Origin of the sequence: Ferrimonas sp. YFM (genome assembly GCF_030296015.1) — a bacterium.
GTDB lineage: Bacteria > Pseudomonadota > Gammaproteobacteria > Enterobacterales > Shewanellaceae > Ferrimonas.
The window spans coordinates 4042956-4056637 of the sequence record NZ_AP027368.1; the positions used below are offsets into that span (position 1 = coordinate 4042956).

13 protein-coding genes and 6 tRNA genes are annotated in these 13682 nt (G+C 59.5%); 8 read left to right on the top strand and 11 right to left on the bottom strand.

From position 1 onward, the window contains the following. Window positions 1-340: 340 nt before the first annotated feature. The 7 genes from QUE41_RS18675 to orn form a co-directional block, all read right to left on the bottom strand. Window positions 341-416: transfer RNA gene (locus QUE41_RS18675), tRNA-Gly, on the bottom strand. 103 nt (window positions 417-519) lie between these two features. Further along, window positions 520-595 (bottom strand) — tRNA-Gly (locus QUE41_RS18680). A 21-nt stretch (window positions 596-616) separates the two neighbouring features. Next, window positions 617-692 (bottom strand) — tRNA-Gly (locus QUE41_RS18685). Window positions 693-712: 20 nt separating this feature from the next. Continuing rightward, a tRNA-Gly gene (locus QUE41_RS18690) sits at window positions 713-788 on the bottom strand. Window positions 789-809: 21 nt separating this feature from the next. Continuing rightward, window positions 810-885, bottom strand: a tRNA-Gly gene (locus QUE41_RS18695). A 21-nt stretch (window positions 886-906) separates the two neighbouring features. Then, a tRNA-Gly gene (locus QUE41_RS18700) sits at window positions 907-982 on the bottom strand. Between the two features lie 106 nt (window positions 983-1088). Continuing rightward, window positions 1089-1634: an oligoribonuclease gene (gene orn, locus QUE41_RS18705; protein WP_286340475.1), complete on the bottom strand. Its 546-nt coding sequence runs from the start codon at window positions 1632-1634 to the stop codon at window positions 1089-1091. 119 nt (window positions 1635-1753) lie between these two features. Here orn and rsgA point away from each other — a divergent pair, with 119 nt between their 5' ends. From rsgA to QUE41_RS18735, 6 genes are all read left to right on the top strand, one after another. After that, window positions 1754-2803, top strand: a complete 1050-nt coding sequence (gene rsgA, locus QUE41_RS18710) for a small ribosomal subunit biogenesis GTPase RsgA (RefSeq protein WP_286340476.1) — start codon at window positions 1754-1756, stop codon at window positions 2801-2803. Window positions 2804-2821: 18 nt separating this feature from the next. Then, window positions 2822-3682, top strand: coding sequence for an archaetidylserine decarboxylase (asd, locus tag QUE41_RS18715; protein WP_286342975.1), 861 nt, complete (start codon window positions 2822-2824; stop codon window positions 3680-3682). A gap of 76 nt (window positions 3683-3758) precedes the next feature. Further along, window positions 3759-4649: a DMT family transporter gene (locus QUE41_RS18720; protein ID WP_286340477.1), complete on the top strand. Its 891-nt coding sequence runs from the start codon at window positions 3759-3761 to the stop codon at window positions 4647-4649. 158 nt (window positions 4650-4807) lie between these two features. Then, complete coding sequence (locus QUE41_RS18725; protein ID WP_286340478.1) at window positions 4808-7966, top strand: mechanosensitive ion channel domain-containing protein; 3159 nt, start codon at window positions 4808-4810, stop codon at window positions 7964-7966. Window positions 7967-7987: 21 nt separating this feature from the next. Further along, window positions 7988-8710, top strand: a complete 723-nt coding sequence (locus tag QUE41_RS18730; RefSeq protein WP_286340479.1) for a glycerophosphodiester phosphodiesterase — start codon at window positions 7988-7990, stop codon at window positions 8708-8710. Continuing rightward, a complete protein-coding gene (locus tag QUE41_RS18735) occupies window positions 8707-9618 on the top strand; it encodes a D-2-hydroxyacid dehydrogenase (RefSeq protein ID WP_286340480.1) in 912 nt (303 codons plus the stop codon). Before QUE41_RS18730 ends, QUE41_RS18735 begins: the two co-directional genes overlap by 4 nt. On the opposite strand, the gene QUE41_RS18740 is transcribed toward QUE41_RS18735, so the two are convergent. Continuing rightward, complete coding sequence (locus QUE41_RS18740) at window positions 9612-9824, bottom strand: DUF6494 family protein (RefSeq protein WP_286340481.1); 213 nt, start codon at window positions 9822-9824, stop codon at window positions 9612-9614. The genes QUE41_RS18735 and QUE41_RS18740 overlap by 7 nt on opposite strands. A gap of 147 nt (window positions 9825-9971) precedes the next feature. Between QUE41_RS18740 and QUE41_RS18745 the strand changes: the two genes are divergently transcribed. Together QUE41_RS18745 and bfr are read left to right on the top strand one after the other, a co-directional pair. Next, window positions 9972-10163 (top strand): (2Fe-2S)-binding protein, encoded by a 192-nt coding sequence (locus QUE41_RS18745; protein ID WP_028110022.1) that lies wholly within the window; start codon window positions 9972-9974, stop codon window positions 10161-10163. 89 nt (window positions 10164-10252) lie between these two features. Continuing rightward, window positions 10253-10726, top strand: a complete 474-nt coding sequence (gene bfr / locus QUE41_RS18750; protein ID WP_286340482.1) for a bacterioferritin — start codon at window positions 10253-10255, stop codon at window positions 10724-10726. Window positions 10727-10774: 48 nt separating this feature from the next. Here the strand turns inward: bfr and QUE41_RS18755 are convergent, their stop codons facing one another. Genes QUE41_RS18755 through QUE41_RS18765 form a run of 3 tightly spaced genes read right to left on the bottom strand, consistent with a single transcriptional unit; the run spans window position 10775 to window position 13629 of the window. Then, a complete protein-coding gene (locus QUE41_RS18755; protein WP_286340483.1) occupies window positions 10775-11560 on the bottom strand; it encodes a metal ABC transporter permease in 786 nt (261 codons plus the stop codon). Further along, entirely contained in the window at window positions 11553-12464 is a 912-nt protein-coding gene (locus QUE41_RS18760) for a metal ABC transporter solute-binding protein, Zn/Mn family (protein ID WP_502875910.1), read from the bottom strand. The genes QUE41_RS18755 and QUE41_RS18760 overlap by 8 nt, the downstream gene beginning before the upstream one ends. Next, window positions 12448-13629, bottom strand: coding sequence for a putative porin (locus tag QUE41_RS18765; protein WP_286340484.1), 1182 nt, complete (start codon window positions 13627-13629; stop codon window positions 12448-12450). Before QUE41_RS18765 ends, QUE41_RS18760 begins: the two co-directional genes overlap by 17 nt. Window positions 13630-13682: the final 53 nt, after the last annotated feature.

Here is a 13682-nt window from a genome sequence, read left to right on the forward strand (position 1 = left end):
GGGGGCGCTCTGCCGGTCGACAGCCCTGAACCCCAAACGCCAAAAAGCCGTCCGAAAGCATGGCTTTTTCTAATTTGCAGCGCCGCACGAGGTTCCCCGTGGTTTAGCAGAGAGTGTGACCTCAACCCTTCAAGGTTGCGCTCTGCCAGCTGACGGCTCTATAACCCAGACGCAAAAAAGCCATCCCGAGGGATGGCTTTTCTAATTTGCAGCGCCGCACGAGGTTCCCCGTGGTTTAGCAGAGAGTGTGACCTCAACCCTTCAAGGTTGCGCTCTACCAGCTGACAGTCCTGAACCCCAGACGCAAAAAAGCCATCCCGAAGGATGGCTTTTTCTAATTTGGAGCGGCACACGAGGTTCGAACTCGTGACCTCAACCTTGGCAAGGTTGCGCTCTACCAGCTGAGCTAGTGCCGCTTAATTCTGTGGACTCTGCCGAGTGTCTCACGGGCGAAAAGAAGGTTGCGCTACTTTCTACCCTGCACTGAGCTAGTGCCGCTTCGTTTTAAGCTTTAAAAATTGGAGCGGCACACGAGGTTCGAACTCGTGACCTCAACCTTGGCAAGGTTGCGCTCTACCAGCTGAGCTAGTGCCGCTTCGTTTTAAGCTTTGAAAATTGGAGCGGCACACGAGGTTCGAACTCGTGACCTCAACCTTGGCAAGGTTGCGCTCTACCAGCTGAGCTAGTGCCGCTTCGTTTAAGCTTTGAAAATTGGAGCGGCACACGAGGTTCGAACTCGTGACCTCAACCTTGGCAAGGTTGCGCTCTACCAGCTGAGCTAGTGCCGCTTCGTTTTAAGCTTTGAAAATTGGAGCGGCACACGAGGTTCGAACTCGTGACCTCAACCTTGGCAAGGTTGCGCTCTACCAGCTGAGCTAGTGCCGCTTCGTTTTAAGCTTTGAAAATTGGAGCGGCACACGAGGTTCGAACTCGTGACCTCAACCTTGGCAAGGTTGCGCTCTACCAGCTGAGCTAGTGCCGCATAATTTTCTTTTGCGCTTTTCCCGAGTTGTCTCAGGAAGCGAGGGCGCATTATAAGCGAAATTAGAGCCTCTGCAACCCCCAGCCGCCAAATTTGGTTTAAGTGGTCAAATTTTAAAAACTTCGGACCTGTAGTAGGCCAATTCGGCAATGGATTCGCGGATATCATCCAGGGCCAGGTGAGTGCCCTGCTTCTTAAAACCACCAAGGATTTCAGGCTTCCAGCGACGGGTCAGCTCCTTCACCGTACTCACGTCCAGGTAGCGGTAGTGGAAGTAGCGCTCCAGGTCAGGCATGTAACGGTAAAGGAAGCGCCTGTCCTGACCCACGCTGTTCCCACAGATAGGCGAAGCTCCCTCAGGCACCCACTGTTTCAGAAACTCGATGGTTTGACGTTCCGCCTCAGCGGTGCTGATGGCACTCTCCTTCACTCTCTTAGTCAGGCCACTTTCACCGTGAGTACGGGTGCACCACTCATCCATCTTGGCCAGTTCGTCGTCACTCTGATGAATGGCCAGCATCGGCCCCTCCGCCAGCACATTGAGCTGGGCGTCGGTAACTATGGTGGCGATCTCGATGATGCAGTGCTGTTCCGGGTCCAGCCCAGTCATCTCAAGATCAATCCAGATCAGGTTGCTTGGGTCCGCTGCCATGGGTGATTTCCCTCAAATCCAGTATTTTTGATGCATTAAGTAGTATGATAACCCTTTTACTTCTCCCCCTGCCACGGTCCCTACAGAGGCCCGCGGCCTGAGACAGAGTTTATTCACGCGTGAGCAAAGGCAAAAAGAGACTGACCAAAGGACAGATTCGCCGAGTCAGAGCGAATCAGCAAAAGCGACTGAAACGCCAGGAGCCCGAATGGGACAGTGATCAACTGGGATCCCAGGAGTTGGGGCGAGTCATCAGCCGCTACGGCCAGCATGCCGACATCGAAGCCCCGGACGGCAGCGTCCACCGCTGCAACCTTCGACGCACCATCGACAGCCTGGTCACAGGTGATGAAGTGGAGTTTCGCCTGGGCAAAGAACACCTGCATGGGATCAGTGGTATCGTCGAAGCGGTTCACCCCAGACGCAGCGCCCTGACCCGACCCGATTACTACGATGGCGTAAAGGTAGTGGCCGCTAACATCGACCAGATCTTCATCGTCTCTTCGGTGCTGCCTGAGCTGTCCAGCCAGATCATCGACCGCTACCTGGTGGCGTCCGAAGACACCGGCATTCCGCCGGTTCTGGTGCTCAACAAGATCGACCTGCTGGACGATGAGGGCCGTGAGCTGGTGGATGAGATCCTGTCTCCCTACCGGGAGATCGGCTACCCCATCTTCCTGCTCAGCAGCCACACCGGCGAAGGGGTGGAGGAACTGCGTCAATGGCTGAAAGATAAAGTCAGCATCTTCGTCGGCCAGTCCGGTGTCGGCAAATCCTCCCTGATCAACGCGCTGATGCCAGACACCGAGCTGGATGTGGGGGCGGTCTCTGAGGTCTCTGGCCTGGGGCAGCACACCACCACCACCGCCAAGCTGATCCATTTCCCGGAGGGGGGCGATCTCATCGACTCCCCCGGGGTACGGGAGTTTGCCCTGTGGCATCTGGAGACCGAGCGGGTCACCTGGGGCTTCAAAGAGTTTCGGGAATGGATGGGCAGTTGCCGCTTCCGTGACTGCAAACACATGGATGATCCCGGCTGCGCCTTGCAAGAAGCCGTAGAACAGGGAAAAATCAGCCAACAACGTTTTGATAACTACCACAGAATTTTAGAAACCATGGCCACAGATCGACCCACTCGCCAGAGCAGCGATCCCATGGACAGGAAATAGAAAGGAAGAACCGTGTCTTTGGACAAACTTAAAGTGAACCTGCAGTACATCCTGCCCAAGCACGCCCTGTCGCGCCTGGTGGGCAGCTTTGCCGCCTCTCAGGCGGGCCCGCTGACCACAGCTTTCATCAAGTGGTTCATCAAGCAGTACAAGGTCAATATGGATGAGGCGCTGCACAGCGATCCCCGCTCCTATAAGACCTTCAATGACTTCTTTACCCGTCCCCTACGCCCTGGCGTCCGGCCCATCGCCGAAGGCGACGACCTGGTGATTCAGCCCGTGGACGGCAAGGTCAGTCAGTTGGGCCCCATCAAGGATGGTCGACTGTTCCAGGCCAAGGGGCATGAGTACAGCCTGCACACCCTGCTGGCCGGCACCAAAGAGGATGAAGCGAAATTCACCGACGGTGAATTTGCCACTGTGTACCTCTCCCCCACCGATTACCATCGCATCCACATGCCCATGGCCGGCACCCTGCGCAAGATGATCTATGTGCCCGGCGACCTGTTTTCGGTGAACCCGCTGACCACAGAGAATGTGCCTGGCCTGTTCGCCCGTAACGAACGTGTGGTCTGTATCTTCGATACTGACAAGGGACCCATGGCGATGATCCTGGTGGGCGCCACCATTGTGGCCAGCATTGAAACCGTCTGGGCAGGCACCATCACTCCGCCTACCGGCCCCTCTGTGTTCAGCTGGGACTACCCAGCCGAAGGCGAGAATGCCATCAGCCTGGAGAAAGGGGCTGAACTGGGCCGCTTCAAGCTTGGCAGCACCATCATTGCCCTGTTCGGCAAAGGGATGCTGGAGGAGTTTGACGACGACTTCCACGCCGGTGCCGCCACTCGCCTGGGCAAACCCATGGCCAAGCTGGACTGACACCAGCATAAGATTCAGGGAGAGGCCGGCGCGCCTCTCCCCTGAATCGCTTTCCCAATCACTAAAGGGCGAATCCATGAACTCTAAGGGTCAATCCGCCCTGATGTCACCGCTGCTGCAGCTGCATCTATCCATACTGCTGTTTGGCGGTACCGCCCTGTTCTCCGCCCTGATCCCCCTGCCCGCCACAGAGATCACCGCCTATCGAGCCGCCATCGCCTCCCTGGTGCTGGGCTCTCTGGTGCTCTACCGTCGCGGCCACCTGAAGCTGATGCGCTACCGCGACTACGGGGTGATCACTCTGCTGGGGATCATTGTCGGCCTGCACTGGGTCACCTACTTTGCGTCTATGCAGGCTTCCAGTGTCGCCATAGGCATGATCTCCTTCTTCACCTACCCGGTGATGACGGTGATTGCCGAACCCCTGTTCAACAAGCAGTTGCCCAAGGCCGCCGACCTGCTCAGCGCCATGGTGGTGCTGGCCGGCATCGCCCTGTTGGTACCCACCCCTTCGCTGTCAGACAACCTGACCCAGGGCGTGGCCCTTGGCATCATCTCTGCGGCCCTGTTTACCGCCCGCAACCTGATTCAGAAGCGCTGGTTCAGCGGCTATGACGGCCCCACCACCATGGCCTACCAGACCGGAGTCGCCGCCCTGATGTTGCTGCCGTTTTGCAGCCAGCCCCCCACCGACCTGGATGGCTCAGGTTTGGGACTACTGCTGTTGCTGGCCATCGTGTTCACCGCCCTTCCTCACGCCCTGATGTCCCAGTCTCTGAGGCACCTGGCGGCCAAGACCGTCAGCCTGGTGGGTTGCCTCCAGCCACTCTACGGCGTCAGCCTGGCGGCACTGGTCCTGGCGCAGTGGCCAGATGCCCGGACCCTGGCCGGAGGCGTGCTGGTGGTGTGTGCCGCCCTGTTCGAAACCCACCAGCAGAGCCGTGCCCAGGGGAAAAAGGGTCGTTAAAGCCCTTAATGGAGGAGACTGGAGCGCCGTTCCGTCGGCCACTTTGCTCCGAATGGGGAAAATTCGCATAAATGCACACACCGCCCTAGTGCTGAGACCCCAATCTCCGCTACCATTTGATGCAGCCCTAACTGCCTCAGATGACCCGAAAAATACCCATGTGGCGCACCCTCCTACTCTACCTCACCCTGTTCACTGCCCCGCTGGCGGTGTCCGGCCCCTTTTCACTTGAAAAACAACTCTCAGGCAATCAGGCCCAGACCGGGTCTCTGACCCCGGCTCAGTGGCAGCAAGCCACCGACTCCGAACGCCGCCGTGCCGATGAGTATCAGCAACAGCTGGCTGATTACCCTGTGCAGCAGCAACAGATCCTCTCCCAGCTGCAACAGTCCCCCACCGCCATGGTGGACGCCGGCCTGCCCCTGACTCAGCAACTCTCCCTGGCTCATAACATGCTGGGGGAGCTCAAGAGCAGTTTCGACAACTTGGGCGAGCGAGTGGACTGGCTCAGAGGCCGCCACGACGAGGTGTCCAAAGAGCTGGCGCTGGCCCAGGAGCAAAAACGCCTGTCAGAACAGGACAGCGGTGCCCTGCCGGAGCGGCAGGCCTATCTGGCTCAGTGGCTGCAGACCCTGTTTCTGGAAGAACAGGCGCGCCCCAAGGAACTGAAACTGACCCAGTTGCGACAGCAGCTGGTCAGCGCCCAGATCCTGGCCCAGGAGCAGTTGATCGAGCAGCTCAACCAACAAGCCAATGAGCAGCGCCGCCGCCAGAGCGAGCAGGCCCTGAGCGACTTGGCCGGACAGGAGTACCTCAGTGACCCGGCCCTGACCGCTCTGGCCAGGGAAAACGCCATGCTGGCCCAGCAGCTGACCTCGGTGAATCAGACCACCGAGTCCCTGGTCGGGCAACAACAGCAGCTGGAGCAGATGCACAGCAAACAGCAGCAGCGGCTCAGCCAGGTCAGGGATCAGTTTCAGTGGATGACCCCGGACGCCACCTTCGGCAGCAGCCTGCTGAAGCAGCTCAGACAGCTGGAGCGACGCCAGCAACTGCCCCTGCTTGACCAGGAGATCAGTCGCTCCCGGGTGCAGAAGTTCGACCTGGAGCAGCGCCAGGCAGAGCTTGAATATCGCCTGAGCCGCACTGACGGAGACGACCCCAGAGTGCCCCTGTGGCAGAATCAGCAGACCCTGCTCACTCAGACCCTGGACGCTCTGGAGCAGCAGGTGGTGGAACTGTCCCGCCTCAACCAGCTTCATCATCAGGTCACCCAGTTGGATGAGCGGCTGCTGCAACTCATCGGCGAACGGTTATTCTGGCTGCCCAACGCCCAGCCCCTGGACCCCAATTGGTTCACCCAGGTGGTGGGCAGCATCACCTGGCTGGTCTCCACCGACCGCTGGCTGGAACTGCGCACCGCCATCCACCAGCACGCCCGCTGGTGGTCACTGTGGCTGGTGTTGGCGGTACTGGCGGTGGTGATGCAGGACCTGCTGCGCCAACCCTATGCCAGGCTTCGCGAGCATCAGGCCCGCTATGTGGGCAACGTAACCCACGATCGCTTCAACGACTCGTTCAAGGCGCTGCTGGCGGCCATCGCCTACTCCGCCATCATTCCTGCTCCCCTTCTGGCGGCAGCCTGGAAACTGCAGGCTCAGGTGCAGATGCCCTTTGTTCATGCCCTGGGCTCAGGGTTGATGGCCGGTGTGCTGCTGATCGCCCTCTACTGGATGGTGTTCCAGCTGAGCCGGGAAGATGGTCTGTTTATCGCGCATTTCCGCCGCCATCCACCGTTGATTCGACAGAACATCCAGTTCTTCCGCCGTCTGCTGTTCAGTGCCGCGCCTCTGCTGGTGCTGATCCGTTTCTGTCAGGAGTGCCAGGTTCCCCTGCTGAACGACAGCCTGGGGCGGGCCGCCTTCCTGGGGCTCTGTCTGCTGCTGGGACACGCTTACTGGCGATTCATCAAGCTGGTGGACCAGTACCATGTTCACCACACCCGCAGCCGCCCCAACCAGCACCTGCTGGAACGTCTGGTGTGGCTGGCACTGGTAATTCTTCCCCTGGTTGCCTTCGTGCTGACCCTGCAAGGCTACTACTACACCGCCTTCTCGGTGTTGACCCAGGTACAGCTCACCGTGCTGCTCGCCATCGGCTTTATGCTGGCTCACCTGATGGTCAAACGGTGGATGTTGATTCAGCGACGCCGCCTGGCCTTCGAGCGCGCCAAGGCAAAACGGGCCGAAGTGCTGGCCCAGAGGGAAAAGGAGCGCAGCGATCCCGGCGGTGAGCCCCTGGAGCCCCTGGAGGAACCCCAGATTGACCTGGACACCATCTCCACCCAGTCCCTGGGCCTGGTGCGCTCTCTGATGATCCTGGCCTTTATCCTGACCCTACTGGGGGTTTGGAGCCAGACTCACCCCGCCATGTTCAGCTCCCTGGATGGCATCGTCCTCTGGACGAGCAATGAAGTGGTCGCCGGCATCGAGCAGGTGGTGCCCATCACCCTCAAGTCTGTGCTGGCAGGAGGCCTGATCCTGGGGTTCACCCTGATGACCGCCCGCAACCTGCCCGGCATGCTGGAACTGGTGCTGTTGCAGCGGCTGGAGCTGACCCCGGGCACCGGCTTTGCCATCACCACGGTGAGCCGCTACCTGGTGGTACTGGTGGGCACCATCGCCGCCTTCTCCACTCTGGGCATGGCCTGGAGCAAACTGCAGTGGTTGGTGGCCGCCCTGTCGGTGGGCCTGGGTTTCGGCCTGCAGGAGATCTTCGCCAACTTCATCTCCGGCCTGATCATCCTGTTTGAGAAACCGATTCGCATCGGCGACACCGTCACCATCCGCGATCTCACCGGCAACGTCTCCAAGATCCAGACCCGGGCCACCACCATCGTAGACTGGGACTGCAAAGAGATCATCGTGCCCAATAAGGCGTTCATCACCGAACAGTTGATCAACTGGTCCCTGTCCGATGCCATCACCCGGGTCACCATCAAGGTGGGTGTTGCCCGCGACAGCGACCCCGCCCTGGTGGAAGCCCTGCTGCACCAGGCCGTCAAAGAGACACCTCACGCCCTGGCACAGCCTGAGCCTGAGATCTACTTCGCCGGATTCGGTACCCATACCCAGGATTACGAGATTCGGGTCTACACCGATGAGATGGGCAAACGCTGGCCTCTGCGTCATCGCCTGCACCAGTTGATCATCAAGAAGTTCCGAGAGTCCAAGGTGGAGATGGCGTATCCTCAGATGGAGATTCAGCTGAAAAACCGGGGCGAGCCGCCGGAAGGGGCCTCAGGCCTGATTCGATAATCCACAAACAAGGATGGGTTCATGTTAGTGATTGCGCATCGAGGAGCCAGCGGCCTGGCACCGGAGAATACCCTGGCCGCCATGGAGAAAGCCCTGGAACTGGGCGCCTGCGCCATCGAGCTGGATGTGCACAGGGTGGAGCAGGATCTGGTGGTGATCCACGATCGCTGGCTGCAAAGGCACACCGACGGCCATGGTCTGGTGCATCAGTCGACCCTGGCCCACCTGGCCAGCCTGGACGCCGGCAATGGGGAGCGGGTGCCCACCCTGTGGCAGGTACTCACCCTGGTGGCGGGCCGCTGCGACATCAACATAGAGCTGAAAGGGCGCGGAACCGGTGAACTGCTGGCCCCTGTGCTGGAGCGAGCCATCACCGAACTGGGCTACAAGGGCACTCAGTTTCTGGTCTCCTCCTTCAACCACCCGCAGCTGGCCAGAATGAAGGCCGCCCTGCCTTGGGTGAAGATAGGTGCCCTCACCACCAGTTGCCCCCTGAACTACGCCCAGTTTGCCGAAGAGATGGGGGCATTCTCCGTCCACATGGACGTCAATTTCGCCGAACCCGAATTCATCGCAGACGCCAAGGCCCGGGGTCTGAAGGTGTACGTGTACACCGTGGATGAAGCGGAAGACATGATAGAGCTGCAACATCAGGGCGTCGACGGCGTCTTCTCCAACCTGCCAGACAAGGCCAGGGGCATTCTCGGCAATGATCGCCGTGGCCCGGGAGAGGCCTGGCAATGACCACCCTGGCCCTGCTGACCTCGAACAATGAAGCCTATCAACACCTGATGGCTCAAACCTCTTTGCCAGGCCTTACCCTGGAGAACGACCCCGCCAACGCAGAGATCTGGCTGGCAGACCCGGACCAGGCGGCCAAGGCTCTGCAACACTGCCCTGCCCCCACCTGGCTGGCCAGCACCTTTGTCGGGGTCAATCCGCTGCTGTCCCCCGGCCTGCCCAGTGGCTACCCACTGACCCACATCAAGGGGATCTTCGGCCCCTTGATGGCGGAATACGTAGTGGGACACCTGCTGAGCCTGTACCGGGACCTGCCCCGGCTGAGGGTGCAGCAACAACAACAGGAGTGGAAGCCGTTCGGCTACACCAGCCTGCGCCACCAAACCATGCTGATTCTGGGTACGGGTGACATCGGCCAGGAGGTGGCCAGAGTCGCCACAGCCTTGGGCATGAATACCCTGGGCGTCAGCCGCAGTGGTGCCGCCGCCGCCCACTTTGACCAGGTCTATCCGGTCTCCCGGCTCCATCAGGCACTAGGCCAGGCTCAGGTGGTGGTGGGTGTGCTGCCGGATACACCGGACACCCGGGGCTTAATTGACGAATCAGCCCTGACGCAGCTGCCTGCGGGCGCCATCTTGATCAACGTTGGCCGGGGAACCCTGATCAAGGATGACGCCTTGCTCAACGCCCTGGGCAGCGGGAGAGTGAGTCATGCGGTGCTGGATGTGTTCCAACAGGAACCTCTGCCACGGGCACACCCCTTCTGGCACCATCCCAGAGTGACCCTGACGCCTCACGTGGCCGCCACCAGTTTTCCTGAGCAGGTATGGCAGCAATTCACCGACAACCTTTCCCGCTTTCAACGGGGGGCTCCCCTGGCCCACCTTTTTGACTGGAGCAAAGGCTACTGATCCCTGAGCGAGAGCAGCCCCTCCACCCGCTGCTCCAGCTCCAGGGAGTCCACTTCCAGAGTCATGGTGACCTTGATGGCAACGGTGTCCGATAACTTGTCGGCCTGTTCCAGAATGCTGTGCTCCAGGGTCTGGTGTGACTTGATTCCCACTTCTTTGAGAAACCGTCTAATTGACTGATTTAGCAATTCTTTATCCACACTCATTTTCAGCACCTCTCACTATAAAAGATCGACTTCACATATTTTTATAACAACAAAACCTAACTATTGCCGATTTAACAGCCAAAAGTAATTGGACATGATAATCGTTCGCATTTATTATGAGCCCAGTTCAACAGAAGGGTTGTCACCATGTACGTTTGCATTTGCCACGCCGTCACCGAAAAACAGGTCCGCCAAGCGGTGGACGACGGCGCTACCGACGTGAAATCACTCAAGCAGAAGCTGGGTGTGGGTAGTGAATGCGGCCGCTGCATTCAGGCAACCCTGGAAGTGATTCAGGCTCAGACAGACGCCCAGCCACGCTACTACGAAGTCGCCTGACACTGACCCATCCCCCCTCTCCAGCCCTTTTTGACAGGGGCTGGAGCGCTTCTATGCTTAATCGTTGTCCCCACAAAAAGAGCACAACGATGAAATCTGATCCGAAAGTCATTACCCACCTGAATAAGGTGCTGTTCAACGAACTCATCGCCATCAATCAGTATTTCCTTCATGCCCGTATGTACAAGGACTGGGGCCTGAAGCGGATCGCCGACAAGGAATACGATGAGTCCATCGACGAGATGAAGCACGCCGACAAGCTGATCGAACGGATCCTGTTCCTGGAGGGGCTGCCCAATCTGCAGAGCCTGGGGAAGCTGCGCATCGGTGAGAACACCAAGGAGATGCTGGAGTGCGACCTTGCCCTGGAGATGGACGCCATCGGAGATCTGAAGGAAGCGATCGCCTACTGCAAATCGGTGCGCGATTATGTCAGCGGCGAACTGCTGGACGACATCCTCGAGGATGAAGAGGAGCATGTGGACTGGTTGGAGACCCAGCTGGAACTGATCGACAAGGTGGGCATCCAGAACTATCTGCAAACCCAAACCATCGACGAATAACAGGCTTCGTAAAAAAAGAGAGAGCGGCCATCGACCGCTCTTCTGTCTCTAGGCGCTGTGCTGCGCTTGGGGCAGTTCGCCGCCTCGCGCCAGGGTGAGCCTCACCAGGGCACACACCACAGCCAGGGTGCAGACTATGGTGGCTCCTGAGGGCAGATCCCAGGTGGCCGATGCCCACAGTCCCAGCAGGTAACCGGTCAGGCCGGCACCATACCCCAAAACCAGAGCCTTGGTGCCCTTCAGCCGGTTCACCGCCAGCGCCGGCAGGATCAGGCTGGAGAACACCAGGTAGACTCCCACCAACTGCACAGAGAAGGTGATCATAAGGGCAAACAACGGGTAGAAAGCGCGGCCACTGAGCAGCGCCGGACGCCACAGCAACAACCCCAGCACCAGGGCGGTGCACAGGCCAGGCAGCTTGAGCGCGGGCCAGTCGGTCCAGAGGATCTGCCCGGAGAGCAGCTGCTTCAGCAGTTCGCCGCCATGGGGGTCCTTGGCCAGCAACAACATGGCCGCCACCGCCGACAGCACATAGAGGCAGCCAATCATCGCCTCAAGCTCCGCCTTGGCGTGCTTCTCCAGCAGGGCAATCAGGCCTGCGCCAACCAGAGCGAACAGCAGTGGCATCCACAGACCAGAGCCGGCCAGGTGCGCCAGCTCATGATGAGTGGATGCGAATACCGCCCCCAATGCGGCGATCTGTGCGATCGCCAGATCGATAAAGATGATCCCCCGGGCCAGCACCTGCCGCCCCATCACCACGTGGCTGGCCAGCACCAGGGTGCCCGCCGCCAGTGCAGGCAACAGAATACTGAACATGGTGAGATCAAACATCGTTGCTCTCCAGAGTCTCCAGCAGCAGCCTGATGTTGGTGTCATACAGCTGGAACAGATCGTCTGCCTCCTCGACACCAGGGCCGAAAGGCAGCTGCAGCACGGGGATCTTGGCTCTCTGTCCCAGCCACTGGGCACCGCGGCCATCCTGATAGCCGGTGTAGATCACCGCCATGATGGGGGTGGACTCGGTGAGCTTCAGCAGCTGTGCCAGGTGACCTGTGGTGGGCGGCAGCCCCGGCTTTGGTTCAAGGTCTCCCGCCTGTTCCATGCCCAGCCAGTCAAACAGATACTGGAAGCTGGTGTGGTAGGCGATCACCTTCTTGCCCTTCAGAGGCGCTGCAGCGGCTTCCCAACGAGTGGTCGCCTGGGACCAGCGCTGGCTGAAGTCCGCCAGGTTAGCCTGGTAGTCACTCTGATGTTCCGGGTCTAGCTCCACCAGCTTGGCGGTCACCGCTTCGGCGACGGACAGCATCCGCTGTGGGGAGAAGTGGAAGTGAGGGTTACCGCCGGCATGCACATCGCCCATGGAGCGGTCGACTTTATCCAGCTTGCCCAGGGTGTCCACATACTCGGCAGCATAGAGCATGCCCGGCTGTCCATCACGAACCTTGCGGTTGTTGGCCTTCATCTGCAGCATCGGCAGCCAGCCCACCTCCAGTTCGGCGCCAGCACAGATCGCCAGATCCGCACGTCGCAGTTTGGAGATCAAACTGGGCCTGGCCTGCACGTGGTGAGGATCCTGCAGAGCGGTGGTGGCACTGGAGACATTGGCCTCCGGCGCCAGCTCCTTGGCCAGAGCGGCGTACTCCGGCTCACAGGTAAAGATATTGAGCGCCCAGGCTTGGGGCGCTGCAAGCAGCGCCGCCAGCACGGGCAGGGTCCATTTAGAACTGGTGCGCACCGTGAGCTCCTAATGCCATAACGAATTGCAGAGTCAGGATCTGGTCGTCCTTGGAGCCAAACAGCTCATCATCCTGATGGGTGTACTGCAAGCGAACGGTAGAGAAGTGGCTGTTGTGCCAGGCGACCATCACCTCGGTCTCCTTCAGTTTGCCCTCTTCGAAGTGCAGGTGGTGCTCGCCATCATGCTCCTCTTCGTGGCCCATGGAAGCGGTCAGCTCGCCATAGCGCACACCGGCAGACCAGTTGGGATTGAACTGATACACACCAGACACATACCAGCCCTTGTAGTCGGCAGGCAGATTCTCTTCGCCACCGGCCTCCTCGAAGGGCTTGTCCATCAGCATATATTCTGCGGACAGAGTCAGGAAGTTGTTCTTGTAGTTACCGTTGGGCGCCCATTTATAGACGGCATCCAGGCTGTAGAGATCACGGCCGGTCAGAGACGCACTGTGGCTGTGGCCGGCGTGGGCGTCACCCTCATCGGCGTGCTCCTCGTGCTCCTCCTCTTCATGCTCTTCATGGTGGCCCTGACCGTTTTCGTTGCGCAGCCAGGAGAAACCCAGCTGCCAGCTGTGGTCAGTGCCCCAGTCGCCACCCAGCTTGGTGTACAGGTGATAAACGCCCACACTTTCCAGTTCAGACTCTTCGATGCCTTCCGCTTGCAGGCTGTCACCGGAGAAACCTTCGGCACCCAGTACCCAGTAGGTCTCGGTGGGGGCTACCCAGTTCAGACGCAGACCGTCATCGAAATAGTGACCGCCCAAGAAGGCGCGGTAGATGGCAGGACGCTCTACGAAGGAGTCGGAGTGAGGGTGCTGGCTGTTCAGGTAACCCAGGTCAGACAGGAAACGACCGCCGCGGATGGAGAGGCCACCAGGCAGACCCATAGTCTGGATGAAAGCTTCCTCCAGCTCCACCTCGGTGTCACCGTCGTGGGTTTCCAGCACTGTGGTCAGCTTGCCGTAGAACTGATCGTCGATGGCGCCACTGATGGCCAGTTCGGTTTCACCCAGGCCAAGACCGTCTTCACGGCTACCCAGGGCGCGATCGCCATCCTGGTAGTAACCGTCCAGTACGACGCTGATGGCAGGGTTGTTGGCCGCAAACACGGAAGCAGAAGCGCAGGCCAGAACCAGGCCCGCGGTAACAGCATTCAGTTTCATTGTTCTTTGTTCCTAAAAATCGCATAGGGTCACGCCCACCACGGGACATGACG

Coding starts and splice junctions, on each gene's coding strand:
- QUE41_RS18735 (WP_286340480.1), top strand. CDS start 8,707: ATGACCACCCTGGCCCTGCTGACCTCGAACAATGAAGCCTATCAACAC.
- QUE41_RS18755 (WP_286340483.1), bottom strand. CDS start 11,560: ATGTTTGATCTCACCATGTTCAGTATTCTGTTGCCTGCACTGGCGGCG.
- QUE41_RS18725 (WP_286340478.1), top strand. CDS start 4,808: ATGTGGCGCACCCTCCTACTCTACCTCACCCTGTTCACTGCCCCGCTG.
- orn (WP_286340475.1), bottom strand. CDS start 1,634: ATGGCAGCGGACCCAAGCAACCTGATCTGGATTGATCTTGAGATGACT.
- QUE41_RS18730 (WP_286340479.1), top strand. CDS start 7,988: ATGTTAGTGATTGCGCATCGAGGAGCCAGCGGCCTGGCACCGGAGAAT.
- QUE41_RS18720 (WP_286340477.1), top strand. CDS start 3,759: ATGAACTCTAAGGGTCAATCCGCCCTGATGTCACCGCTGCTGCAGCTG.
- QUE41_RS18745 (WP_028110022.1), top strand. CDS start 9,972: ATGTACGTTTGCATTTGCCACGCCGTCACCGAAAAACAGGTCCGCCAA.
- bfr (WP_286340482.1), top strand. CDS start 10,253: ATGAAATCTGATCCGAAAGTCATTACCCACCTGAATAAGGTGCTGTTC.
- QUE41_RS18740 (WP_286340481.1), bottom strand. CDS start 9,824: ATGAGTGTGGATAAAGAATTGCTAAATCAGTCAATTAGACGGTTTCTC.
- QUE41_RS18765 (WP_286340484.1), bottom strand. CDS start 13,629: ATGAAACTGAATGCTGTTACCGCGGGCCTGGTTCTGGCCTGCGCTTCT.